The sequence below is a fragment of the Halomonas sp. HG01 genome (genome assembly GCF_000968715.2).
In the GTDB taxonomy this organism is placed as follows: Bacteria; Pseudomonadota; Gammaproteobacteria; order Pseudomonadales; family Halomonadaceae; genus Halomonas; species Halomonas halophila.
Window position 1 is genome coordinate 3,248,391 of the sequence record NZ_CP022134.1, and the last position, 24,172, is coordinate 3,272,562.

At 68.4% G+C, this 24,172-nt stretch carries 22 protein-coding genes and 1 rRNA gene; 14 read left to right on the forward strand and 9 right to left on the reverse strand.

What is annotated here, in order from left to right; genetic code table 11:
- Positions 1-6: 6 nt before the first annotated feature.
- Together UN84_RS15375 and UN84_RS15380 are read right to left on the reverse strand one after the other, a co-directional pair.
- Complete coding sequence (locus UN84_RS15375) at positions 7-501, reverse strand: hypothetical protein (protein WP_237022331.1); 495 nt, start codon at positions 499-501, stop codon at positions 7-9.
- 79 nt (positions 502-580) lie between these two features.
- Positions 581-1,096 (reverse strand): tetratricopeptide repeat protein, encoded by a 516-nt coding sequence (locus UN84_RS15380; RefSeq protein WP_035599818.1) that lies wholly within the window; start codon positions 1,094-1,096, stop codon positions 581-583.
- Between the two features lie 220 nt (positions 1,097-1,316).
- Here UN84_RS15380 and UN84_RS15385 point away from each other — a divergent pair, with 220 nt between their 5' ends.
- Positions 1,317-2,348: an NADP(H)-dependent aldo-keto reductase gene (locus UN84_RS15385; protein ID WP_046078421.1), complete on the forward strand. Its 1,032-nt coding sequence runs from the start codon at positions 1,317-1,319 to the stop codon at positions 2,346-2,348.
- Positions 2,349-2,452: 104 nt separating this feature from the next.
- Positions 2,453-3,235, forward strand: coding sequence for a peroxide stress protein YaaA (yaaA, locus tag UN84_RS15390; RefSeq protein ID WP_107182453.1), 783 nt, complete (start codon positions 2,453-2,455; stop codon positions 3,233-3,235).
- Between the two features lie 6 nt (positions 3,236-3,241).
- On the opposite strand, the gene UN84_RS15395 is transcribed toward yaaA, so the two are convergent.
- Positions 3,242-3,820: an isochorismatase family protein gene (locus UN84_RS15395; RefSeq protein WP_046078424.1), complete on the reverse strand. Its 579-nt coding sequence runs from the start codon at positions 3,818-3,820 to the stop codon at positions 3,242-3,244.
- A 107-nt stretch (positions 3,821-3,927) separates the two neighbouring features.
- Here UN84_RS15395 and UN84_RS15400 point away from each other — a divergent pair, with 107 nt between their 5' ends.
- Positions 3,928-4,758 (forward strand): Tim44 domain-containing protein, encoded by an 831-nt coding sequence (locus UN84_RS15400; RefSeq protein WP_046078425.1) that lies wholly within the window; start codon positions 3,928-3,930, stop codon positions 4,756-4,758.
- Between the two features lie 400 nt (positions 4,759-5,158).
- Here UN84_RS15400 and rrf read toward each other — a convergent pair.
- A 5S ribosomal RNA gene (gene rrf / locus UN84_RS15405) occupies positions 5,159-5,273 on the reverse strand.
- Positions 5,274-6,260: 987 nt separating this feature from the next.
- Entirely contained in the window at positions 6,261-7,460 is a 1,200-nt protein-coding gene (tyrS, locus tag UN84_RS15410) for a tyrosine--tRNA ligase (protein WP_046079382.1), read from the reverse strand.
- A gap of 111 nt (positions 7,461-7,571) precedes the next feature.
- Between tyrS and UN84_RS15415 the strand changes: the two genes are divergently transcribed.
- Positions 7,572-8,702 carry an anhydro-N-acetylmuramic acid kinase gene (locus tag UN84_RS15415; RefSeq protein WP_046079381.1) on the forward strand — a complete coding sequence of 377 codons (1,131 nt, stop codon included), beginning with the start codon at positions 7,572-7,574 and terminating at the stop codon, positions 8,700-8,702.
- A 164-nt stretch (positions 8,703-8,866) separates the two neighbouring features.
- On the opposite strand, the gene UN84_RS15420 is transcribed toward UN84_RS15415, so the two are convergent.
- Positions 8,867-10,009, reverse strand: coding sequence for a PilT/PilU family type 4a pilus ATPase (locus tag UN84_RS15420; RefSeq protein ID WP_046079380.1), 1,143 nt, complete (start codon positions 10,007-10,009; stop codon positions 8,867-8,869).
- 26 nt (positions 10,010-10,035) lie between these two features.
- On the reverse strand, positions 10,036-11,073 hold the full coding sequence (locus UN84_RS15425) for a type IV pilus twitching motility protein PilT (RefSeq protein WP_046079379.1): 1,038 nt from the start codon (positions 11,071-11,073) through the stop codon (positions 10,036-10,038).
- A gap of 54 nt (positions 11,074-11,127) precedes the next feature.
- Here UN84_RS15425 and UN84_RS15430 point away from each other — a divergent pair, with 54 nt between their 5' ends.
- The 5 genes from UN84_RS15430 to metW all read left to right on the forward strand — a co-directional run bounded on the left by UN84_RS15430 (position 11,128) and on the right by metW (position 15,294).
- Positions 11,128-11,835, forward strand: a complete 708-nt coding sequence (locus tag UN84_RS15430) for a YggS family pyridoxal phosphate-dependent enzyme (protein WP_046079378.1) — start codon at positions 11,128-11,130, stop codon at positions 11,833-11,835.
- 61 nt (positions 11,836-11,896) lie between these two features.
- Positions 11,897-12,721 carry a pyrroline-5-carboxylate reductase gene (gene proC / locus UN84_RS15435; RefSeq protein WP_046079377.1) on the forward strand — a complete coding sequence of 275 codons (825 nt, stop codon included), beginning with the start codon at positions 11,897-11,899 and terminating at the stop codon, positions 12,719-12,721.
- A 46-nt stretch (positions 12,722-12,767) separates the two neighbouring features.
- The gene (locus tag UN84_RS15440) at positions 12,768-13,361 is read left to right on the forward strand and encodes a YggT family protein (protein WP_035593026.1); all 594 of its coding nucleotides are present in this window, start codon (positions 12,768-12,770) and stop codon (positions 13,359-13,361) included.
- Between the two features lie 182 nt (positions 13,362-13,543).
- Entirely contained in the window at positions 13,544-14,701 is a 1,158-nt protein-coding gene (metX, locus tag UN84_RS15445; protein ID WP_046079376.1) for a homoserine O-succinyltransferase MetX, read from the forward strand.
- A complete protein-coding gene (gene metW / locus UN84_RS15450; RefSeq protein ID WP_035593045.1) occupies positions 14,701-15,294 on the forward strand; it encodes a methionine biosynthesis protein MetW in 594 nt (197 codons plus the stop codon). The genes metX and metW overlap by 1 nt, the downstream gene beginning before the upstream one ends.
- Before the next feature lie 35 nt (positions 15,295-15,329).
- On the opposite strand, the gene sfsA is transcribed toward metW, so the two are convergent.
- Together sfsA and UN84_RS15460 are read right to left on the reverse strand one after the other, a co-directional pair.
- Entirely contained in the window at positions 15,330-16,073 is a 744-nt protein-coding gene (gene sfsA, locus UN84_RS15455) for a DNA/RNA nuclease SfsA (RefSeq protein WP_046079375.1), read from the reverse strand.
- The gene (locus tag UN84_RS15460) at positions 16,073-17,242 is read right to left on the reverse strand and encodes a pyridoxal phosphate-dependent aminotransferase (protein WP_046079374.1); all 1,170 of its coding nucleotides are present in this window, start codon (positions 17,240-17,242) and stop codon (positions 16,073-16,075) included. The genes sfsA and UN84_RS15460 overlap by 1 nt, the downstream gene beginning before the upstream one ends.
- A 218-nt stretch (positions 17,243-17,460) precedes the next feature.
- Here UN84_RS15460 and dksA point away from each other — a divergent pair, with 218 nt between their 5' ends.
- From dksA to UN84_RS15485, 5 genes are all read left to right on the forward strand, one after another.
- Positions 17,461-17,898: an RNA polymerase-binding protein DksA gene (gene dksA / locus UN84_RS15465; protein ID WP_035593017.1), complete on the forward strand. Its 438-nt coding sequence runs from the start codon at positions 17,461-17,463 to the stop codon at positions 17,896-17,898.
- Between the two features lie 90 nt (positions 17,899-17,988).
- A complete protein-coding gene (gene gluQRS, locus UN84_RS15470; protein WP_046079373.1) occupies positions 17,989-18,879 on the forward strand; it encodes a tRNA glutamyl-Q(34) synthetase GluQRS in 891 nt (296 codons plus the stop codon).
- Positions 18,880-18,888: 9 nt separating this feature from the next.
- The gene (locus UN84_RS15475) at positions 18,889-19,083 is read left to right on the forward strand and encodes a hypothetical protein (protein ID WP_035593013.1); all 195 of its coding nucleotides are present in this window, start codon (positions 18,889-18,891) and stop codon (positions 19,081-19,083) included.
- Positions 19,080-22,034: an ATP-binding protein gene (locus UN84_RS15480; protein ID WP_046079372.1), complete on the forward strand. Its 2,955-nt coding sequence runs from the start codon at positions 19,080-19,082 to the stop codon at positions 22,032-22,034. Before UN84_RS15475 ends, UN84_RS15480 begins: the two co-directional genes overlap by 4 nt.
- On the forward strand, positions 22,012-23,415 hold the full coding sequence (locus UN84_RS15485) for a sigma-54-dependent transcriptional regulator (RefSeq protein ID WP_107180917.1): 1,404 nt from the start codon (positions 22,012-22,014) through the stop codon (positions 23,413-23,415). Before UN84_RS15480 ends, UN84_RS15485 begins: the two co-directional genes overlap by 23 nt.
- The last annotated feature ends 757 nt before the right edge of the window (positions 23,416-24,172 follow it).

Consider the following 24,172-nt stretch of genomic DNA (forward strand, 5'->3'; position numbering starts at 1 on the left):
GCCGTCTCAGTCGGCGATCTCCAGCGTGCGCTGGTAGGTGAGCTGCAGCAGCAGGGCGTCTTCCCCGGCGCGGTGGCGATGGATGCCACGCTCCTCGATGATCGCTTCCTTGATGTCGCTCCAGCGCGCCATCTGCGCCTCGCTGAGCAGGCGGCGCAGGGCCTCGAGGCGGAAGGCGGGCAGCATGCCCGCGTGGTGGAAGAGCAGCGACAGCCAGGTGTTGTCGTAGCCCCAGCTGTCGCTGTAGGCCACGCCGACCTCGGCCAGCTCGTCGTTGAGCCAGCGCGCCACCTGACGTACCGGGTGGCCCTCGCGCGCCAGGCGATTGCGCGAGATGCCATGCAGGAGTTCCGCCTTGGGATCCCAGTGCGTCCACTCGTCCAGGGGCTGGATCAGGAAGGCGCAGGTGCTGCCGTCCGCGCGAGCCAGGCCGACCTCGATGGGGTAGCTGCCGCGTCCGAATCCGGACGCTTCGATATCCAGCAGTGTCGGTAACGTCACGGGCTGCTGAGTCCTTGATGATGTAGGACCGCCGATCATTGGCGGCCGAAGTCACTGCCCCGGATGAGGCGCCATCATCCTAGTGTCGCGTCCCGGCTTCGTCGCTGTCCAGTGGCGCCACCGGCACGGCGTTGCGTTCGGCCAGCGCCGTCCAGTGCGCGGTACGTTCGGGATCCTGCGGCAGCTCCAGCTCGCCGTCGCGGTAAGCCCGCGCCAGGCGCTCCGCCGCCAGACGATGTCCCGCCTCGCCGGCCCGGGCGTACCAGGTCACCGCACGGTCGGCGCGATGCGGATACTGGGCACAGCCATGCTCGTAGATCTGCCCGGCCTGATACTGGGCATGCAGGTCGCCCCCCTGGGCGGCCTCGAGCACATAGCGGGCACCGCGTGCCTTGTCCTGGGGCGTGACGGCGCGATGGAACAGCATATGGCCGTACAGCGACAGGGCGGCCGGGTGGCCGGCATCCGCGCAGCGCTGGAAGAGATGCATGGTCAGGCGCTGCGTGCGCGGCGAGCGAGGCAGCCAGCGCGTATGAAACAGCTGGCGCGCCAGATGGTACTCGAGCCGAGTGAACAGTGACGATGCCTGCGGCATGACAAACAACCTTGCGTCCTGGGGGTCGGTTGATGACGTCGAGCATGTTCCCGTGCTCGGCGTCCTGTACGGAAAAATCGGCCGCCTTGTGGGCTCCTCCCAGGCAGCGGATGCGCAGCATACGCCCGCCCCGGCAGTGACTCAACCCCTCGGCGTTTACGATATCGCTCCCCCGGCGCTACCATGCCAGGGCACTGCCCCCCTTGATGAGGAGAAACGGATGCAGACCCGCCCCCTGGGCCGAACCGGCCTCGACGTCAGCCGGCTGTGCCTCGGCACCATGACCTTCGGCGAGCAGAACAGCGAGGCCGAGGCCCACGAGCAGCTCGACCGCGCCGTGGCCTTCGGCGTCAACTTCATCGACACCGCCGAAATGTACCCGGTGCCGCCCAGGGCCGAGACCCAGGGCCTGACCGAGTCCTACGTCGGCAGCTGGCTCAAGGCCCGCGGCGCGAGGGACGACGTCATCATCGCCACCAAGGCCGCCGGCCCGGGACTCGACCACATCCGCGGCGGCCCGCGCCTGACCCGCGGACACCTGCACCAGGCCATCGACACCAGCCTGGCGCGGCTGCAGACCGACTACGTCGACCTCTACCAGCTGCACTGGCCGGACCGCCGTGCCAACTTCTTCGGCCGTCTCGGCTACGAGCACGACGCCGAAGAGGACGCCACCTCCCTCGAGGAGAGCCTGTCGGCACTGCAGGAGCTGGTGCAGGCCGGCAAGATCCGGGCCGTGGGCCTCTCCAACGAGACGCCCTGGGGCGTGATGCATGCCCTCCAGCTGGCCGAGCGCCAGGACCTGCCGCGGGTCGCCTCGGTTCAGAACCCCTACAGCCTGCTCAACCGCAGTTTCGAGGTGGGATTGGCCGAGATCGCCCATCGCGAGGACGTCGGCCTGCTGGCCTATTCGCCGCTGGCCTTCGGCAAGCTGTCCGGCAAATACCTCGACGGCGCTCGGCCGGAAGGCGCGCGCCTGACGCTCTTCGAGCGCTTCCAGCGCTACAACTCGCCGCAGGCCGAGGAGGCGACCCGCGCCTACGTCGAGATCGCTCGCCAGCATGGCCTCGACCCGACCCAGATGGCCCTGGCCTACGTCAATTCGCGCTCCTTTCTGACCAGCAATATCATCGGCGCCACCACCATGGCGCAGCTGGAGAGCAACCTGGAGAGCGAGTCGCTGCGCCTCGACGACGAGGTGCTCGCGGCCATCGAAGCCGTGCACCAGCGTCACCCCAACCCCAGCCCCTGAGGCCGATGCTCCCTCCCGGGCCAAGGCTATGAGCGCGATAGCCCCGGCCCGGGACACTGCCTGATATACTCGTAGCCGACTCAATTCAGGCACAGGAGCGCCCCATGCTGAGCGTGATCTCGCCCGCCAAGACACTGGACTTCGAGACCCCGGCGACCACGGCCCAGGCCACCCAGCCCGACTTTCTCGACCGCAGCCGTGAGCTGATCGGCATCCTGCGCGACCTCTCGCCCCAGCAGATCGGTGAGCTGATGGGCGTCAGCGACAAGATCGCCGGGCTCAACGCGGCCCGCTTCGCCGAGTGGCAGACGCCTTTCACGCCGGACAACGCCAAGCCCGCCGCCCAGGCCTTCCAGGGTGACGTCTACGTGGGGCTGGAAGCCGCCACCTTCGACGAAGGCGACAACGCCTTCGCCCAGGAGCACCTGCGCATCCTCTCCGGCCTCTACGGCCTGCTGCGACCGCTGGATCTGATCCAGCCCTACCGGCTGGAAATGGGCACCAAGCTCGCCAACCCGGCCGGCAAGGATCTCTATGCCTACTGGAAGCCGACCCTGACCGATGCCCTCGATCGGGCCATCGCCGAGAGCGGCAGCAAGGTACTGGTCAACCTGGCCTCCAACGAGTACTTCAAGGCCGTCGATGCGAAGAAGCTCGACGCCCGTGTGATCACCCCGGTGTTCAAGGACGAGAAGAACGGCCAGTACAAGATCATCAGCTTCTACGCCAAGAAGGCCCGCGGCCTGATGGCGGCCTGGATGATCCAGCAGCGCCTCGACGATCCGGAAGGCCTCAAGGACTTCGACGTGGCCGGCTATCGCTACAGCGCCGCGCAGTCCCAGGGCAATACCCTGGTGTTCTGCCGCGCCGAACAGGATCGCCCGTAACGTACCTCAGTCGAAGAAGCGCAGCGGCCGCGGAGAGCGCGGTTTGAGGAAGCGGCGATGCACGTCCCCGAAGCAGGCATCGTCGCAGCGCTCGAGCCACTCATAGGCCGCCATGTCGGCGCTCACCGCCCAGGCGCCGGCCCGCTCGATCCGCCGCCGGGCCAGGGACGCTTCCTCGCGCCGCCGGCTGACGGTGGCCTCGGCCAGCCAGAAGACCTCGTAGCCCGCCTCACGAAGCCCGAGCCCGGTCTGCAGCACGCAGACGTGGGCCTCGGCCCCGCACAGCACCACCTGGTGCCGCCCGCTCTGGGCCAGCGCCTTGGCGAAGTCAGGCTCCGCATGGGCATCGAAGCGGCTCTTTTCCCAATAAAGGGCGCCTTCGAGTGCCTCGCGCAGCCGGGGCTCGCTGCCCCCGAGGCCCGCCGGATACTGCTCGGTCAGCCATACCGGCACCTCCAGTGCAGAGGCGACCCCACCCAGCCAGCTCGCTTCCCCGACGGCCTGCTCGCCGCCGTCCAGCACCGGCAGCAGCCCGGCCTGAAGGTCGACGATCAGCAGCAGGCTCTTCTCTCGAACAAGACGCATCGATGATCCTCCACGGCAAACGGTGCCGGTGTCGCCCCAAGCCGCTAGAATGGTGGCTTCGACTTCTTCCCGGCGGGCTCTCCCGTCACATTCCCTGGAGACACACGATGCGTCAACTCTTCGTCATGCTCGTCGTCGGCCTGCTGGGCTTCGGCCTCGCCGTCGACCATGCCGACGCGCGCCGCCTGGGTGGCGGCAAGAGCTTCGGCAGCTATTCGCGCGCGGCGGACTCGCCGAGCGCGACCAGCACGCGCACCAACGGCACCGCCGGTGCGGCCGCGACCCAGCGCAAGCCGTCCAGCGGCCTGTCGCGCTTCGCCGGGCCCTTCGCCGGCCTGCTGGCCGGCGGCCTGCTGGCCTCGCTGTTCTTCGGCGGCGCCTTCGACGACCTGCGCTTCTTCGACATCCTGTTGATCGGCGGTGCGCTGTTCCTGCTGTTCAGGCTGTTCGCCCGCAAGCGGCGCCCGGCAACGGCAGGCGGCCCCGGCATGGAGACACGCGAGGCTCACGAGCAGGCTCAGGCTCAGCCCCAGGCCTTCACCGGTTCACTCGGCGGCGGTCTCGCCAAGGAGCCGGCGTGGTTTGACCGTGAGCGCTTCCTCGGCGGTGCCAAGGAGCACTTCATGACCCTGCAGCGCGCCTGGGACAACAACGACTTCTCGCAGATCCAGGACTACGTGACACCGGAGCTCTACAACCTGTTGCGCGAGGAACGCGACCAGCAGCCGGCGAACAACCGCACCGAGGTCGTGCGTCTGTTCGCCGAGCTCGGCAGCATCCAGGAAATCGGCTCCCAGGCCGAGGCGACGGTGCTTTTCCACGGCATTCTCGACGAGAACGGCGAGCAGAACGCCTTCAACGAGACCTGGCACCTGGTGCGCGAGCTTCGTGAAGGCGCCCCCTGGCACGTTCAGGGCATCGAGCAGAATCCCGCCTGATACGCGTCTTTCGCAGACCACGACAGGCACAAGAAAGGCCGGGCAATAGCCCGGCCTTTTGCCATTCAGAGACTCCACCATCGGCGCAGCCCTCGGTCTTCATCAGCCTCTCGAGCCTCCACCGCAACACGCCTCTCCTGGCTCGTCATTCCCCTCAGAGCAAGCCGCGCTCTCGCCCCTGGTCCTATCCCCTTCGATACTGACGGACCGTGACACCTGCCATGTGACGGTATTCAGGGCATCATCTTCCTCGGGCCAGATACACGAACGCCCCCTCCAATCGCAGAGGGCGGGGCGTTTTTTCGGGTATCGATTCAGGCTCGGCATCGGCGCCCTGCTCGACCGGCCAGACATGAAAAAACCCCGAGCCTTTTGGGCTCGGGGTTTTCTCGGGATAAGTGCCTGACGATGACCTACTCTCGCATGGGAACTCCCACACTACCATCGGCGCTGAGCGGTTTTACTGCTGAGTTCGGCATGGGATCAGGTGGTTCCCGCACGCTATGGTCGTCAGGCGAAAAAGGCAATGCGAATCATGCTGACGAGATCGTCTCTCGCGTATCCGCCGTCGTCTGTTGTCAGTCACAGACCACTTGGGTGTTATATGGTCAAGCCTCACGGGCCATTAGTATCGGTTAGCTCAACGCCTTGCAGCGCTTCCACACCCGACCTATCAACCAGCTCGTCTCGCTGGGCCCTTCAGGAGGCTCGAGGCCTCGGGGAGATCTCATCTTGAAGGAGGCTTCCNCATGTGTTAGGCCTGCCGCCAGCGTTCAATCTGAGCCATGATCAAACTCTTCAGTTAAAAGCTTGATAGTTCCTAAGGTGGAACCAAACCTGGTTCAAGATTCAAACGTCTCTTTGACGAGTCGCTTGTCTTGATATCTAGTGACTGGTCACCGACATCCCGACAAGCGCCCACATGAATTATCTGATCGATTGTTAAAGAGCAGCTCGACTCAATAAGGAGAAGAGCACCTTGCGTTACCGGCCGCCTGGCCAATGCCTCGCAAGGAAGGCGTATTCTACGTGATCGGCGCGTCGTGTCAACCGGGGATCTTCAAGCTCTCGAGAGAGCGAAGCGGATGACCGAGCGCTCGTCTTCAGCGAGTGAAGCGAGGTCCGATCGAGCCCTCAGCGGGCTACCGTAGTGAGTGGCGGGCATTCTACCGATTCCGCTGACCCTGTCAATCGAGCGATTCCGACAATCGCCGAAAAATCTCAAGAAAAACAAGCGCTTTTGCCACTCATTACCGCCTGCAACGTTGCCCGTCGCCGGCAGCGGATGCGTACTTTACGGATTTCCCGAGGGCGACGCAAGAACTATTTGCCGAATCGTGACGATGGGATGAACAAGGCGTGACACTCACCTGCACCGGCACCCGCGGAAAGCTATCCACACCCGCCTGCCCGCTCGACCGCCTGTGGATAATTCAGGCCCGGCGCCCAGAGACAACAACGCCCGCACGAGGCGGGCGTTCGTCTCGGCACTCGTCAGCGCATCAGGCGACGATGACGCGCGCGTAGCGCTTCTTCCCGGCCTGAACCACGTAGCTCTTGCCGGTATCCAGCATGGCGCTCGGCTCCACGACCTCGCCGTCGACCTTGACCCGGCCGTTCTTGAGCATGTCCTTGGCCTGGGCGCTGTTCTTGGTCAGTCCGGCGCGATTGAGCAGTGCGGCAATAGGCGCCTGCTCGCTGCCCTCGAAATCGACCTCCACTTCCGGCAGGTCTTCCGGCAGCTCGCCGTCGGCCAGCTGGTTGCCGGCGCTGCGGTGGGCATTGGCGGCGGCCTCATCGCCGTGATAGCGGGCGATCAGCTCGCGGGCCAGCTCCATCTTCACGTCGCGCGGGTTGGCACCGCCCTCGACATCGCGCTTGAGCGCCTCGAGCTCCTCGTTGCTCTTCAGCGAGAGCAGCTCGAAGTAGCGCCACATGAGGCTGTCGGGCATCGATACCAGCTTGTTGAACATGGTGCCCGGCGTATCGTCGACGCCCACATAGTTGCCCAGCGACTTGGACATCTTCTGTACGCCGTCCAGGCCCTCGAGCAGCGGCATGGTGATGACGACCTGGGAAGACTGGCCGTAGTGCTTCTGCAGCTCGCGGCCCATCAGCAGGTTGAACTTCTGGTCGGTGCCGCCCAGCTCGACGTCGGCCTCCAGGGCCACGGAGTCGTAGCCCTGCACCAGCGGATACAGGAACTCGTGAATGGAGATCGACTGGCCGGACTTGTAGCGCTTCTCGAAGTCGTCGCGCTCGAGCATGCGCGCCACGGTGCTCTGCCCCGCCAGCGAGATCATGTCGGCCGCGCTCATGGCGGAGAACCACTCGGCGTTGAAGCGCACCTCGGTCTTCTCGGGATCGAGGATCTTGAACACCTGGGCCTTGTAGGTCTCGGCGTTGGCCTTGACCTCTTCCTCGGTGAGCGGCTTGCGGGTGACGTTCTTGCCGGTGGGGTCACCGATGCGGCCGGTGAAGTCCCCGATCAGGAAGATGACCGTATGACCGAGATCCTGGAACTGGCGCATCTTGGTCAGCAGCACGCTGTGCCCCAGATGCAGGTCCGGCGCGGTGGGATCGAAGCCCGCCTTGATGCGCAGCGGGCGGCCGGAGGCCAGCTTCTTCTCCAGCTCGTCTTCCAGCAGGATCTCGTGGGTACCACGCTTGAGCAACGCTAGCGCGTCGGCGACATCGGTCATGCTCTCCTCTCCACTCGGCAGGGCGGCCCGTTCGGGCGACGCAGGACATTGGCAATGGGCGAGGATGTTACCATGCCAGCCATCGACGGTTGAGCCCCAGCGAGAGCCCTTATGCCCTACTTCATCGGCCTGATGTCCGGCACCAGTCTCGACGGCATCGACGCCGCCCTGGTCGACTGCTCGGCGGCACAGCCCCCGCGCCTGATCGCCACCCACGGCGAGCCGATGCCGCCGACGCTCCGCGAGCGCCTGTGGACGCTGTGCCACGCCGACGGCGCCGGCTTCGCCGAACTGGCCGCGGCCGAGCAAGGCTTCTGCGAGGCCCAGGCCCGAGCCGTCACCGGACTGCTGGCGGATGCCGGGCTCGCTCCCGCCGACATCGCCGCCGTCGGCAGCCATGGCCAGACCATCGAGCACGCCCCCTGGGGCCACGACGGAGGGCCGCCCTATACCCTGCAGCTCGACAACCCCAGCCTGCTGGCCGAGCTCACCGGCTGCCCGGTGGTCGCCGACTTCCGTCGTCGCGACCTGGCCGCCGGCGGCCAGGCCGCGCCCCTGGCGCCCGCCTTTCATCAGGCGCTGTTCCGCGCCCCGGGCCAGTGGCGCCTGGTGCTGAACCTGGGCGGCTTCGCCAACCTGACCCTGCTGCCGCCGCGGGAGGACGACCGCCCACCCCTGGGCTTCGACAGCGGTCCGGCCAACGCCCTGCTGGACGCCTGGCACGCTCGCCATCGCCGCGGAAGCTTCGATGCCGACGGCGCCTGGGCGGCCTCGGGCCGCGTCGATGAAGCCCTGCTGGAGCGGCTGCTTGCCGAGCCCTTCTTCCATCGCCCGCCACCGCGCAGTACCGGGCGCGAGGTCTTCCATCTCGACTGGCTGGCCTCACATCTCGACGGCCGCGAGCGCCCGAAGAACGTTCAGGCCACCCTCGCCGAGCTGACCGCCGCCAGCGTGGCGCTGGCCGTGGAAATGGCCCGCGACGCCTACGACGCCCCGCCCGCCGAATGCCTGATTCCCTGCGGCGGCGGCGCCCACAACGCCAATCTGCTGGCCCGCCTGGCACGCCGAATGCCCGACACGCGACTGGAAACCGCCGAGGCCTTCGGCTGGTCGCCCGACTGGCTCGAGGCCTCGGCCTTCGCCTGGCTGGCCTGGTGCCGCCTCGAGGGCCAACCCGGCAACCTGCCCTCGGTCACCGGCGCCGCCGGCCCGCGAGTGCTGGGCGGACTGTTCGCACCTTAGTCGTCACCGCCGAATGCCTTACTAATGACACATCGGGGACGAAGCAGCGCGAGGGGTTTTTGGCCATGGATGGCCAAAGTAGCGCCCAAGGATGGGTTCATAGCGCCCTCGCGATGCTTTGTCGCCGGATACGTCCTTCTGAAAGCCACGCAAAACGGGATGACTCAATAGTCGTCCTCGCCGCGCAGGGACAGATGACTGGCCGCCTCCTTGGCCTGCGCCAGCCCCACCCCCTGCTCGTCGCCGTACTTGATCATCATGCGCAGATCGTTGGCCGAGTCGGCATGCACCAGCGCGACCTCTTCGCTGATCGCCCCCTTCTTGTAGAGGTCATAGAGCGCCTGGTCGAAGGTCTGCATGCCCATGTCCCGGGAGCGGGCCATGACGTTCTTGACGTCCGCCACCTCCCCCTTGCGGATCAGGTCGGCGATCAGCGGCGACTTCAGCAGGACCTCGATGGCCGGGCAACGGCCACCGGCCTGGGTCGGCAGCAGCTGCTGGGCGACGATGGCCTGCAGGTTGAGCGACAGGTCGAGCCAGACCTGGTCGTGCCGCTCGTGGGGGAAGAAGTGGATGATGCGTTCCAGCGCCTGGTTGGCGTTGTTGGCATGCAGGGTCGCCAGGCACAGGTGGCCGGTCTCGGCGAAAGCCAGCGCATGTTCCATGGTCTCCCGGGTGCGGATCTCGCCGATCAGGATCACGTCCGGGGCCTGGCGCAGGGTGTTCTTCAGCGCCACCTCGAACGACTCGGTGTCGATGCCGACCTCGCGCTGGTTGATGATCGCTCGGCGGTGGGGGTGCACGTACTCGATCGGATCCTCGATGCTGATGATGTGGCCGCCGGCGGTCTCGTTGCGCTGCTGGATCATCGACGCCAGGGTCGTCGACTTGCCGGTGCCGGTGCCGCCGACCACGAACACCAGCCCGCGCTTGATGTTGGCCAGCTCGCCGAGCACCTCCGGCAGCGACAGTTCCTCGAGATGGGGAATCTCGAAGGCGATGCGACGGAGCACCATGGCCGGCTGGTTACGCTGGCGGAAGGCACTGACGCGGAAGCGCCCCCGCCCCGACAGGCTGAGCGCGAAATTGGCCTCCTGCTCATCGTCGAAGCGCGCCCGGTGATTCTCAGGCATTGCCGCCGCCACCAGCTCGCCGACCTGCGCCACCGACAGCCCTTCTTCGCCCATGGGCATCAGCTGACCGGCCATCTTCAGCGTCGGCGGCGCGCCCACCGAGATCAGCAGGTCCGAGGCTTCCTTCTCGATCATGATGTCGAGCAGCTGATACAGCCATTCCTTCGCGGTCATTGACGCTTTCCTCCTGCCTCACCGCCTCATTGATGCGCGAGCGTGGCTCGCGCCTTGGTCTGGGCTTCCTCACGGGCGACCACGTTGTCCGCCACCAGCCGCGACAGCGCCGTATCCAGGGTCTGCATGCCCAGGTTACCGCCGGTCTGCAGCGCCGAGTAGATCTGCGCCACCTTGTCCTCGCGGATCAGGTTGCGCACGGCCGAGGTGGCGATCAGGATCTCGTGGGCCGCCACCCGGCCGCCGCCCTGGCGCTTGAGCAGGGTCTGCGAGATCACCGCCTGCAGCGACTCGGAGAGCATCGAGCGCACCATGGCCTTCTCGTCCCCCGGGAAGACATCGATGATCCGGTCGATGGTCTTGGCCGCCGAGGTGGTATGCAGGGTGCCGAACACCAGATGGCCGGTCTCGGCCGCGGTCAGCGCCAGCCGGATGGTCTCCAGATCGCGCATCTCGCCGACCAGGATCACGTCCGGGTCCTCGCGCAGCGCACTGCGCAGCGCCGGGGCGAAGCCCTGGGTGTCGCGATGCACCTCGCGCTGGTTGATCAGGCAGCGCTTGCTGCGATGCACGAATTCCACCGGATCCTCGATGGTCAGGATATGCTCGAAGCGGTTGTCGTTGATGTGGTCGATCATCGCCGCCAGGGTGGTGCTCTTGCCCGAGCCGGTAGGACCGGTCACCAGCACCAGGCCGCGCGGCAGCATGGCCAGGCGGCGGAACGTCTCGCCCATGCCCAGATCCTCCATGGTCAGCACCTCGGAGGGAATGGTGCGGAACACCGCCCCGGCGCCGCGGGCCTGGTTGAAGACGTTGACGCGAAAGCGCGAGACGCCCGGCACCTCGAAGGAGAAGTCGGTTTCCAGGTACTCCTCGAAGTCGCGCCGCTGACGGTCGGCGAGGATATCGTAGATCAGCTTGCGGACCTCACGATCGTCCATGGCCGGCACGTTGAGCCGCCGAATGTCGCCGTCGACCCGGATCATCGGCGGCAGGCCGGCCGAAAGGTGAAGGTCCGAGGCGTTCTGCTTTGCCGAGAATGCCAGCAGTTCGGTAATATCCATGCGATTCCCCTGCTCCCGGGATAGAGGTGTTCTTAGTATGGTAAAGCTTGCGACATGACAAACCTGGCACTTCGTGACGCCCTGGCCAACGCCCGCCGCCGCCTCGACGCGGCACTGGCCGATGCCGGCCGCGCGCCCGACGGCGCGACGCTGCTGGCCGTGAGCAAGACCAAACCCGCTGCCATGATCCGCGAAGCGCACGCGCTGGGCCAGCGCGACTTCGGCGAGAACTACCTGCAGGAGGCGCTGGAGAAGCAGGAGGCGCTCGCGGATCTCGACGATATCGTCTGGCATTTCATCGGCCCGCTGCAATCGAACAAGACCCGCGACGTGGCCGAGCACTTCGCCTGGGTGCACAGCCTGGAACGCGAGAAGATCGCTCGCCGCCTCGATGCCCAGCGCCCCGAGGCGCTGCCGCCGCTGAACGTCTGCCTGCAGGTCAACATCAGCGACGAGCCCTCGAAGTCCGGCGTCTCCGTCGCCGATCTCCCGGCACTGGCCGAGGCCGTGCTGGCCATGCCGAACCTCCGGCTGCGCGGGCTGATGGCGATCCCGGCCCCGGCCGACGATCCCGCCGCACAGCGCCGCCCCTTCGCCCGCCTGCGCGAGGCGCTCGAGGACCTCCGCGAGCGCTTTCCCGAGGCACGGCTCGACGCCCTCTCGATGGGCATGAGCGGCGACCTGGAAGCCGCCGTGGCCGAGGGCGCCACCCAGGTGCGGCTCGGCACCGCCATCTTCGGGGCACGCGACACCTCCGCCTGATCACTCACGACGCCGCCGGCATGCCGACGGCCCATTCGTCGACCCACACAGGATTGAACGCATGGCAAGCCAAGTCACCTTCATCGGCGCCGGCAACATGGCCGGCGCCATCATCGGCGGCATGATCGACAGCGGCTATCTCCGCGACGCCATCACCGCCACCTCGCCCAGCGACGAGATGCTCGCGCCGATGCGCGAGAAATACGGCATCCACACCGCCACCGACAACGCCGCCGCCGTGGCCGAGGCCGACGTGGTGGTGCTGGCGGTCAAGCCGCAGATCATGCAGGACGTCTGCGCCGGGATGCGCGACGCGATCCAGGCGCGCAAGCCGCTGATCGTCTCGGTGGCGGCCGGCCTGCCCGCCGAGACCCTCGAGGCCTGGCTGGGGGGCGAACTCGCCGTGGTGCGCTGCATGCCCAATACGCCCTCGCTGGTCGGCGCCGGCGCCGCCGGGCTCTATGCCAACGCCAAGGTCAGCGACACCCAGCGCGACCTCGCCACCGAACTGCTCGAGGCCGTGGGCCTGGTCGAGTGGGTCGACGACGAAGGCCTGCTGGAAGCCGTGACCGCGGTCTCCGGCAGCGCTCCGGCCTACTTCTTCCTGATGTTCGAGGCCATGGAAGAAGCCGGCGTCAGCCTCGGCCTGCCCGCCGACACCGCCCGTCGACTGGCCATGCAGACCGCCTTCGGCGCGGCGCGCATGGCGATGGACAGCGACAAGACCCCAGGCGAGCTCAAGCGCAACGTGATGTCCCCCGGCGGCACCACCGAGCGCGCCATCTCGCACCTCGAGGATGCCGGCATGCGCCGCATCGTGGCCGAGGCCATGGATGCCTGCGCCGCCCGCGCCCGCGAAATGGCCGACGAACTCGGCAAGCACTGAACGCCGCGCCACCGCGACCGATCGCACAAGACACGGAGGAGCCCCGATGGGCAGTCAACTGGGAAACGCCGGCCTGCTGCTGGTCAACACCCTCGTCAATATCTACCTGTTCCTGCTGATGCTGCGCTTCCTGCTGCAGGCATCCCGGGCCGACTACTACAACCCGATCAGCCAGTCGGTGGTGAAGATCACCCAGCCGGTGGTACGCCCCTTCCAGAGTTTCCTGGGGCCGGTGATGAACCGCTTCGACCTGGCCACCCTGGCGGCCGGCCTGGTGGTCAAGCTGATCGCCATCGTGGCCATCCTGCAGATCGCCGGCTACGGCATGGCACCGATCGGTAGCCTGGCGATCGGCGCGGTGGCGGCGCTGGCCAATGCCATTCTCAAGATCTACTTCTTCGCGCTGATCGTGATGATCATCCTCAGCTGGGTGTCGCCCCGCGCCAGCCACCCGGCGGCGATCCTGGTCATGCAGCTGGTGGAGCCGATCATGGCACCGGTGCGCCGGGTGATCCCGCCGCTGGGCATGCTCGACCTCTCGCCGATCGTGGTGTTCATCGCCATCAGCCTGCTCGACGGCATCGTGGTGGGCTCGCTGATCCGCGCCGCCGGCGTCGTCGGCGTGCTGGTGGGGCTCTAGAAGGCACGTCGCCGACGATCAGGGATTCGCGATGAGCGTTTCCGGCGACAAGCCGTCGCGAGGGCGCCTTGACCCCATCCATGGCCAAGCCCCCTCGCGCCGGCTCATCCCCGGCGCGGATCGAGCCGAGCCCCCCGTCACGCCCCGAATACCAACGAAAAACGACTGGACACGCCTGACAGATGACCGAGCAGCCACGCGATTCGGTCGGCCTGGTGACGCCGCAGACGGCGCACTTCGACGACCCCCTGGAGCTGGCCTGCGGCAGAACGCTGCCGGCCTACGACCTCGTCTACGAGACCTACGGCACCCTCAACGCCGAGGGCACCAACGCCGTGCTGATCTGCCACGCCCTGTCGGGGCATCACCATGCCGCCGGCTACCACTCGGCGGACGACCGCAAGCCCGGCTGGTGGAACGCCCATATCGGCCCCGGCAAGTCGATCGACACCGACCGCTTCTTCGTGGTCTCGCTGAACAACCTGGGCGGCTGCCACGGCAGCACCGGGCCGACCAGCGAGAACCCCGAGACCGGCACCGCCTGGGGCCCCGACTTCCCGATGATGACGGTGATCGACTGGGTGCACAGCCAGGCGCGCCTGGCCGACCGGCTCGGCATCCAGCGCTTCGCCGCGGTGGTCGGCGGCAGCCTCGGCGGCATGCAGGCGCTGCAGTGGGCCCTGACCTACCCGGAGCGCGTCGCCCACGCCGCGGTGATCGCCGCCACGCCCAAGCTGTCGGCCCAGAACATCGGTTTCAACGAGGTGGCCCGCCAGGCGATCCGCTCCGACCCCGAATTCTTCGACGGCCACTACGCCGAACACGCCACCCTGCCACGCCGCGGGCTCAAGCTCGCCCGCATGGTGGGGCACATCACCTACCTGTCCGAAGACGCCATGGGCAGCAAGTTCGGCCGCGACCTGCGCAGCGACGACCTCAACTTCGGCTACGACGTGGAGTTCCAGGTGGAGTCCTACCTGCGCTATCAGGGCGACACCTTCTCGACCTCGTTCGATGCCAACACCTACCTGCTGATGACCAAGGCGCTGGACTACTTCGACCCGGCGGCAGCCCACGGCGGCGACCTGGCGGCGGCGCTGGCCCCGGCCGCCTGCCCCTTCCTGGTGGTCAGCTTCACCAGCGACTGGCGCTTCCCGCCGTCGCGCTCGAAGGAACTGGCCAACGCCCTGATACGCGCCGGCAAGGCGGTCAGCTACGCCAACATCGACTCGCCCCACGGCCACGACGCCTTCCTGCTGCCCGAGCCCCGCTACCTGGCGGTGTTCGCCGCCTTCATGCAACGCGTGGCCCGCGACCAGGGACTGGAGGAACGCTCATGATGCGCGCCGACCTGCAACGTATCCACGACTGGGTGCCGCACGGCGCCCGGGTGCTCGACCTGGGCTGCGGCGACGGCACCCTGCTGGCGGCCCTGGCCGAGAGCAAGAACGTCACCGGCTACGGCCTGGAAATCGACCCGGACGGCATCACCGCCTGCCTGGCCCGGGGCGTCAACGTCATCGAGCAGAACCTCGACGAGGGGCTCTCCAACTTCGAGGACGACGCCTGCGACCTGGTGGTGATGACCCAGGCCCTCCAGGCGCTGCGCCGCCCGGACCGCATGCTCGACGAGATGCTGCGCGTGGCCGACGAGTGCATCATCACCTTCCCCAACTTCGCCTACTGGCGTCACCGCGCCTATCTGGGCCTGCGCGGCTACATGCCGGTCTCCAAGTCGCTGCCCCACGCCTGGTACGACACCCCCAACATCCACCTCTCGACCTTCAACGACTTCGAGCAGCTGTGTCGCGACAAGGGGCTGTCGATCGTCGACCGGGCGGTGGGCGTCGGCAGCCGTGGCGGCAACTGGGCCTCGCGGCGCTGGCCCAACCTGTTCGGCGAGATCGCGATCTTTCGCGTCACCCGGCGCTGAGCGGACGGGGCGCCGCCCCGTCCGGTTCGTGCCCGTCAGCGATAGCGGCGCTCGAGCTCGACCGGCAGCGCCTCGCCCAGGCTCACGGCCACCGGCCGCCCGTCTTCCCGCATGAAGCGGCAGGCCCGCGCCAGCACCTCCACGCCCTCGCCGGCCACCCGACGCAGCGCCTCGGCATAGGCCGGATCCAGGTGGCCGGCCGGCGCCACCGAGCGGATGCCCTCATGGGCGACGCAGAACAGCAGCACCGCACGTTGGCCCTCGGCGGCGAGCGCGGCCAGGGTCTCGAGGTGCTTGCGCCCGCGCTCGCTGACCGCATCGGGAAAGTAGCCGTGGCCGTCGTCCTCGCGCAGGGTCACCTGCTTGACCTCGACATAGGTGGTCGCGCCGGCATCGCCATCCAGCCGGAAATCCAGCCTCGCGCCCTCCACCCTGGCCTCGCGCTTCAGCGTACCGGCCCCGGCCAGCGCCTCGACCGTGCCCGCCACCAGCGCCTCCTCGACGATGCGGTTGGCCCGCCCGGTATGCACCGAGGCCAGGTCGACGCCGCCCTCGGGCCGAGGCAGCTCGATAAGCTCCCAGGTCCAGGCCAGCTTGCGCCGCGGATCGTCGCTTGGCGACAGCCACACCCGGCAGCCCGGCACGTTGACCGCGCGCATCGAGCCGGTGTTGGGGCAGTGGGCGACGACCTCGCGGCCGTCGGCCAGGCGCACGTCGGCCAGGAAGCGCTTGTAGCGGCGCAGCAGCACGCCCGCCACCAGCGGCGCGGCATAGTTCATCAGGCGCCCTCCTGGCGACTCAGGAACCGCCCCAGCCGCGTCACGGCCTCCTCCAGCCGCTCGACGCCGGTGGTGAAGGCGATGCGCACATGGTATTCGCCGCCCTCGAGGGCGAAGTCGGTGCCCGGGGTGATGGCCACGTTCTCCTCCTCGAGCAGGCGCCGGCAGAAGGCCTCGCTGTCGCGGGTGTAGCGGGACACGTCGAGCCACAGGTAGAAGGCGCCCTGGGGCGGCTGATCGGGCGCCAGCCCCAGTCGCTCCAGCCCCGCCAGCAGGGCGTCGCGGCGCTGCGCCAGCTCCCGGCGGCGCGCCTCGAGGATGTCGCGACACTCGGGCTCGAAGGCCGCCAGGGCGGCGTGCTGGGCCGGCGTCGGTGCCGACAGGAAGACGTTCTGCGCCAGCCGGGTCAGCGGCTCGACCGCCGCCTCCGGCGCCACCAGCCAGCCCAGGCGCCAGCCGGTCATGCCGAAGTACTTGGAGAAGCTGTTGACCACGAAGGCCTGCGGCGCCACCGAGGCGGCGGAGAGCGGCGCCAGGTCGTAGCACAGCCCCTGATAGATCTCGTCGACCAGCAGATGGCCGCCGCGCGCGGCGACGGTGTCGGCCACGGCGCCCAAGGCCGAGGCATCGAGCATGTGCCCGGTGGGGTTCGACGGCGTGGCCAGCATCGCCAGCCGGGTGTCGTCGCGCCAGTGGCGGGCGACGGTCGCGGCGTCGAGCTGCCAGCCGCTCGCCGGCCCCACCGGCACCGCCTCGACCTCGGCGCCGGCCAGTGCCATGAAGTGGCGATTGCAGGGATAGGTGGGATCGGCCATCAGCACCCGATCGCCGCCCTCGACCAGCAGCTGGCTGGCCAGCAGCAGCGCGCCGGAGGCGCCCGGAGTGACGATGATGCGGGACGGATCGACCTCGGCGCCGAAATGGCGCGCGTAGTGCCCGGCGATCGCCTCGCGCAGCGCCGGCAGCCCCGCCGCCGGCGTGTAGCGGGTCTGCCCCTCGGCCAGGGCCCGCTGGCCCGCGGCCTGCACCGGTTCGGGAGTGGGGAAGTCCGGCTCGCCCACCTCCAGATGGATGACGTCGTGGCCGGCGGCCTCGCGGGCCTGGGCGGCCTCCAGCAGGCGCATCACGCGGAAGGGAGCAACGGCGTCGAGTCGCGAGCTCCAGGACATGGGCTTCTCCTTGCACGGCGAGTCGTGACCGGCATCTTTTCGGCCGCTCACGGTCAAAGCTCGCATGTTACGACTTTTGTTGCGCTGGCGCAGTCCGGCGCGTCGGGGGGATTGCAAAGGCCGCGTTTTTTCGCTAAACAAGCATCCCTTTGGCGTGAGATACCTTGAGCAGTTCATCGGGTATTGATCAGCAGTCACACAAGTAACGAGGCAGTCCCATGCCAGTAGCAGAAAAGAAGATGGAAGCGCCCAAGAAATTCACCCCGTACGAGCCGGCACCGGGTGAAGAGTACATGAACGAGAAGCAGCTCGAGCACTTCCGCCAGATCCTGCTGGGCTGGAAACAGGAGCTCATGGAAGAAGTGGATCGCACGGTGCGCCATCTCCAGGAAGAGGCGAACAACTACGCCGACCCCGCGGATCGCGCTACCCAGGAGGAAGGCTTCAGCCTCGAGCTCCGCACCCGCGACCGCGAGCGCAAGCTGCTCAAGAAGATCAACGAGACCATCGAGAAGATCGACGAGGACGACTACGGCTTCTGCGAGGCCTGCGGCGTCGAGATCGGCATCCGCCGCCTCGAGGCGCGTCCCACCGCGACCCTGTGCGTCGACTGCAAGACCCTCGCCGAGCTCAAGGAGAAGCAGCTGGGCGGCTGATGGCCGGCCGCCACCGCTTCCGCGACGGGCGCCGCCGGCGCCCGTCCGCACCGTCGCTTCAGCCCTGTCTCTTCCGCTCCGGAGCCGCCCATGAGTGCCTATCGTGGCCGCTTCGCGCCGACCCCCTCGGGTCCCTTGCACTTCGGCTCACTGGTCGCCGCCCTCGCCAGCTTCCTCGACGCCCGCCACGCGCGGGGCCACTGGGGACTGCGCATCGAGGACGTCGACCCGCCACGCTGCCCGCCCGGCGCCGCTGATGCCATCCTGCGCCAGCTCGAGGCCTTCGGCCTGCACTGGGACGGCCCGGTCGCCTGGCAGAGCGAGCGTGACGACGCCTACGCCGCCGCCCTGGCTCGCCTCGAGGCCCGGGGCCTGGCCTATCCCTGCAGCTGCTCGCGCAAGCAGTGGCGCGATCACGCGATCTACCCCGGCTGGTGTCGCGACGGCGTGTGCGAACCGCAGCAGCCTCAGGCCTGGCGGCTGCGTAGCGACCTCGGCCTGCGCCCCGTGCGCTGGCAGGATCGCCTGTTCGGCCCGCAGGCCTTCGATCCGGCCGAGCTCGGCGACGTGGTGCTCAAGCGCAAGGACGGCCTCTGGGCCTACCAGCTGGCCGTGGTGGTCGACGACGCCGACCAGGGCATCAACGAGGTGGTGCGCGGCGCCGACCTGCTCGACAACACCCCCTGGCAGCGCCAGCTGCAGCACGCCCTGGGCCTGCCCGAGCCGCGCTACCTGCACCTGCCGCTGGTGATGGGCGACGACGGCCAGAAGCTCTCCAAGCAGAACCTGGCCCCGGCGCTGCCGGAGGCCGAGCCCGAGGCCCGGCCGCTGCTGCATCGGGCCCTGACGCTGCTCGACCAGGCACCGCCGGCCGCGCTGGCCGAGGCCCCGGTGGCCGAGCAGCTCGAACACGCCATCGCCCGCTGGGCACCATGGCGGCTGCGCGCCGATCCCGAGCGGCACCTGACCGCCGCCGACTGAGGAGAGCGCATGTACGTCTACCGCATCGTGCTGTTCCTGGTCTTCGCCGGCTACCTGTTCTCGCCGCTGCTGATGAGCGGCTGGGGCAGCCCCGGCGCCGCCTGGTATCGGCCCTTCCTGATCTGGGGCGGACTGATCGCCCTGACCGTGTGGCTGGAGCGCAAGCGCCACCTCGACGAGCGACGCCAGGGGGACCTCGAATGAACCTCGCCGGCCTGCTCGCCCTGGGCGTGGGCTACCTGCTGCTGCTCGCCCTGTGCGCCCTGGCGGTGGAACGGGGCGGGGCGGCGAACCGCCTCGCCCGCCATCCCGCGACCCACACCCTGGCGCTGGGCGTCTACGCCAGCGCCTGGGCCATCCACGGCACCCTCGAGCAGGCCGACCGCAGCGGCTACGGCTACCTGGCCTACTACCTGGGCGCGGCCGGTGCCTTCCTGCTGGCGCCGATGCTGCTGGTGCCGATCCAGCGCATGGCCCACACCTACCAGCTGGCCTCGCTGGCCGACCTGTTCGCCTTCCGCTTCCGCTCACGCTGGGTGGGCACGCTGGTCACCCTGGTCAGCCTGCTGGCGGTGCTGCCGCTGCTGGCGCTGCAGGTGCAGACCATGGCCAACGCCATCCGTCTGCTGGCCGGCGGCGGCTCGCGGGAGTGGCTGGCGCTGGGCTTCAGCGCCCTGATCGCGCTGTTCGCGATCCTGTTCGGCGCCCGGCATACCCACCTCAATGCCCGCCAGGACGGCCTGCTGGCGGCGATCGCCCTGGAGTCGGTGGTCAAGCTAGGCGCCATGCTGGCGCTGGGCGCCGTGGCGCTGTTCGGGATCTTCGACGGCCCCGGCGACCTCCAGGCCTGGCTCGACGGTCCGGGCCACCTCGCCCAGGCCGAGACGCAGTCGCTGCCCCCGGCCCAGTGGCGCACCCTGCTGATGCTGTTCTTCGCCGCGGCCTTCCTGATGCCGCACATGTTTCACATCACCTTCGCCGAGCCGCTGGAGCGCCGCACCCTGCTGCGCGCCGGCTGGGTGGTGCCGCTGTTCCTGCTGCTGATGGCCCTGCCGGTACCGCTGATCCTGTGGGGAACCCAGCGTCTCGGGGTCGACCCCGCGACCACCGGCAGCGCCTACCTGGCCTTCGCCCTGTCGTCCTCGTGGTGGGTCGGCGCCCTGGCCTTCCTCGCCGGCCTGGCCGCGGCCAGCGGCACCATGATCATCATCTCCCTGGCGCTGTCGGGGATGATCCTCAACCACCTGGTGCTGGTGGCCCACCCGCCCATCGCCCAGCCCGACCTCTACCGCTGGCTGCGCTGGCTGCGGCGCGCCCTGATCGGCGCGGTGATCGTTGGCGGCTGGCTGTTCTATCGCACCGTGGGCGTGCACCACGACCTGTCGACCCTGGCGATCGCCTCGTTCGTCGGCATGGCCCAGTGCCTGCCGGGCATGCTGGCGCTGCTCTACTGGCCCGGCGCCAACCGCAAGGGCATGGTCACCGGCCTCGCGGTGGGCGTGGCCATCTGGCTGGCCGGCCTCTGGCCGTCGCTGCTCGGCGGCGCGCCCTGGCTCCCTCCGATCCCCCCGGGACTGGAGACGCTGGCCGACGAGCCCGACTGGTATCTCGTCACGCTGGTCTCGCTGGCCGCCAACGTGCTCGCCTTCATCCTCGTCTCGCTGGCCACCCGCACCTCGGCCGGCGAGCGGGCCGCCGCCGAGGCCTGCTCGGTGGACGCCGTGGTGCGCCCCATGCGTCTGCCGCTGGTGGCCGCCAACGGCCTGGAGATCAAGCGCCACCTGTCCCGGGCGCTGGGTCAGGAGGTCGCCGAGCGCGAGGTGGAGCGCGCCCTGGCGGCGCTGCAGATGTCGCCTCTCGATGGCCGCCCCTATGCCCTGCGCCGGCTGCGCGACCGCATCCAGGCCAACCTCTCCGGGCTGATGGGCCCCTCGGTGGCCCAGGACATCGTCGACCGCTTCCTGCCCTATCGCCAGGACGGTCCCGGCGCCACCGAGGACATCCACTTCGTCGAGAACCGGCTGGAGGACTATCGTCCGCGGCTCAACGGCCTGGCCCGTGAGATCGACGGCCTGCGCCGCTATCATCGCCGCACCCTGACGCGGCTGCCGGTGGGGCTGTGCGCCTTCGGCGAGGACGGCGAGCTGCTGATGTGGAACGACGCCCTCGCCGAGCTCTCCGGCATCCCCGGCGAGTCGGTGATCGGCGCCCACCGCGATACCCTGCCGCCACCCTGGGACGAGCTGCTGGGCCGCATCCTCGCCGAACCGGCCAGCCAGCTCTACAAGCAGCCGGTGACGCTGGCGAACGGCCAGCGCTTCCTGAGCCTGCACCGGGCCGAACATCAGGACGAGCGCGACGCCCACGGCGGCAACGTCATCCTGGTGGAGGACCACAGCGAGATGAAATGGCTGGAGGACGAGCTGGTGCACGCCGCTCGCCTGGCCTCCATCGGCCAGCTGGCGGCCGGCGTGGCCCACGAGATCGGCAATCCCATCACCGGCATCTCCTCGCTGGCCCAGAATCTGCGCTACGACACCGATGACCCCGAGCTCCGGGAGACTGCCGACCAGATCCAGCAGCTCACCGACCGGGTCTCGCGCATCGTCGGCTCGCTGGTGGGCTTCGCCCACGGCGGGCGCCACGTCACCGGCGCCGCCTTCGCGCCGGTGTCGATGGCCGAGGTCACCGACGAGGCCCTGAACTTGATCCACCTCGCCCGCTCGGGGGAGGATATCCGCTTCGAGAACCGCTGCCCGCCGAACCCACGGGTGTCCGGCGACGCCCAGCGCCTGCAGCAGGTGATGATCAACCTGCTCGGCAACGCCCGCGACGCCAGCGTGCCCGGCGGGCGAGTGGTCGTCGCCGGCGAGGCGGACGGCGAACGGCTTCGGGTCACGGTCACCGACGAGGGCCACGGCATCGACGCCCGGGTCCGCGATCATCTCTTCGAGCCCTTCACCACCACCAAGCCCGCCGGCGAGGGCACGGGACTCGGCCTGCCGCTGGTCTACAGCATCGTCGCCGAGCACGGCGGCCAGATCGACATCGAGTCCCCGCCCGCCGGGCAGGCCCATGGCACCCGTATCCTGCTGTGGCTGCCCCTCCACCGAGAGGATGCTGAGAGTACCGATGAGCCGGATCCTGATCGTTGAAGACGAAGCCATCATCCGCAGCGCCCTGAAGCGCCTGCTGGAACGCCATGACCACCGCGTCAGCGAGGCCGGCTCGGTGGACGAGGCGCTGGCCCTCGATCCCCAGGGCTTCGACCTGGTGATCAGCGACCTGCGCCTGCCCGGGGATCCCGGCACCGAGCTGGTCGCCCGCGTCGCCCCGGTGCCGGTGCTGATCATGACCAGCTACGCCAGCATGCGCTCGGCGGTGGAGGCGCTGAAGCTCGGCGCCGTGGACTACGTGGCCAAGCCCTTCGATCACGACGAGCTGCTCGAGACCGTGGCCCGGGTGCTCCACCAGCGCGCCCTGCAGCAGGGCGAGCCGCCTGACGTCACCGCCCCCGGCGGCGAACGCCAGCCGATGATCGGCAACTGTCCCGCCATGCAGGCGGTCTACACCCGCATCCGCAAGACCGCGCCGGCCGACGTCACCGTGCTGATCCAGGGCGAGTCCGGCACCGGCAAGGAGCTTGTGGCCCGCGCCCTGCACCAGCAGAGCCGGCGCGCCGCCGCCCCTCTGGTGTGCGTCAACTGCGCGGCCATCCCCGAGACGCTGATCGAGTCCGAGCTGTTCGGCCACGAGAAGGGCGCCTTCACCGGCGCCAGCGCCGCCCGCACCGGCCTGGTCGAGGCCGCCGACGGCGGCACCCTGTTCCTCGACGAGATCGGCGAGCTGCCGCTGGATGCCCAGGCCCGCCTGCTGCGCGTGCTGCAGGAGGGCGAGATCCGCAAGATCGGCTCGGTGGAGACCCGCCACGTCGACGTGCGCCTGATCGCCGCCACCCATCGCGACCTGCACGCCCTGTCACGCACCGGCGGCTTCCGCCTGGACCTCTACTACCGCCTCAACGTGATGCAGATCGACCTGCCGCCGCTGCGCGACCGCGAGGACGACATCCTGGAAATCGCCGACGTGCTGCTGGAGAAGGCCTGCCGGCGCCACGAACGCGAAGGGCTCAAGCTGTCGCGGGCCGCCCGACGGGTGATCCGCGACTGCCCCTGGCCCGGTAACGTGCGCGAGCTGGAGAACGCCCTGGAACGCGGCGTGATCCTGGCCGAGGGCCACCTGATTCACCCCGACGATCTGGGGATCGGCCCCCCGCCCCATGCCGGTGCGGCCCCGCCGGCGCCGCCCGTTCCCGACGACGAGCCGCCCGCGTCCGGCGGCGGCGAACGACCGGACGAGGAGGAAGAGGACCTGTCCCTCGAGGACTACTTCCAGCACTTCGTGCTCGAGCACCAGGACCAGATGAGCGAGACCGAGCTGGCCCAGAAGCTCGGCATCAGCCGCAAGTGCCTGTGGGAGCGCCGTCAGCGCCTCGGCATCCCGCGCAAGAAGGGCCCTCGCCGCAGCACCGGCTGAGGCGACGGGCACCGGACGCCGCCCGCCTCTACGACCAAAGCACTAGCGCCCGCGGCCGACCCCGCGGGCGTCGTTTTTGAGGCGTTCGACGGCGCACACGCACCATTTGTTACCTTCCCACACAGCCTTTGCCCCATAAGCGCGCACCCTGGGTAACACTTTCCCGCCTCACGCCGAGAGCACTCGACGGTGGATAACATATCTTATTGATTTAAATGAGCTTAATGGATTGTGGCACACCGCCTGCTACATACAGGACAAGAAAAACAATGCCGGATGCCACCCGCGGCCAATAACAACAACAAGGCCCGCGCGCGGTGACAGGCCCGCCCAACAACAACAAGACCACGGGCCGGAAGACACACGAGCGCCATTGCCGACAACAAGCACAACAGCGGCAGCGGGCGCGAGTCCTTCGAGGCAACAACAACAAGACGCTCGAAGTCCGGAATCAGGACGCGACGCACCCGACCCGGCCGCCAACAACAACAAGGGCCGTCAGAGGTGCACCCCCGTCAACAACAACAAGACGTCGGGGGGAGGCAATCACATGCCGTCGTGGTTGGATTATTGTTTTGAATACGAGACGGTCACTTTCAGGAACGTCCACAATGACAACAACATTGCTTGCCTGAGCTCCTTGGTGACTGTGGTGCGTATTCAAGGCGATGCGCCATCACGAAGAAGAATCAGCAGCAGGGATGCTGCATCCTGCTTTCAGGGGAGGCTCACGAGCCTCCCCTTTCCATTTCCAGGC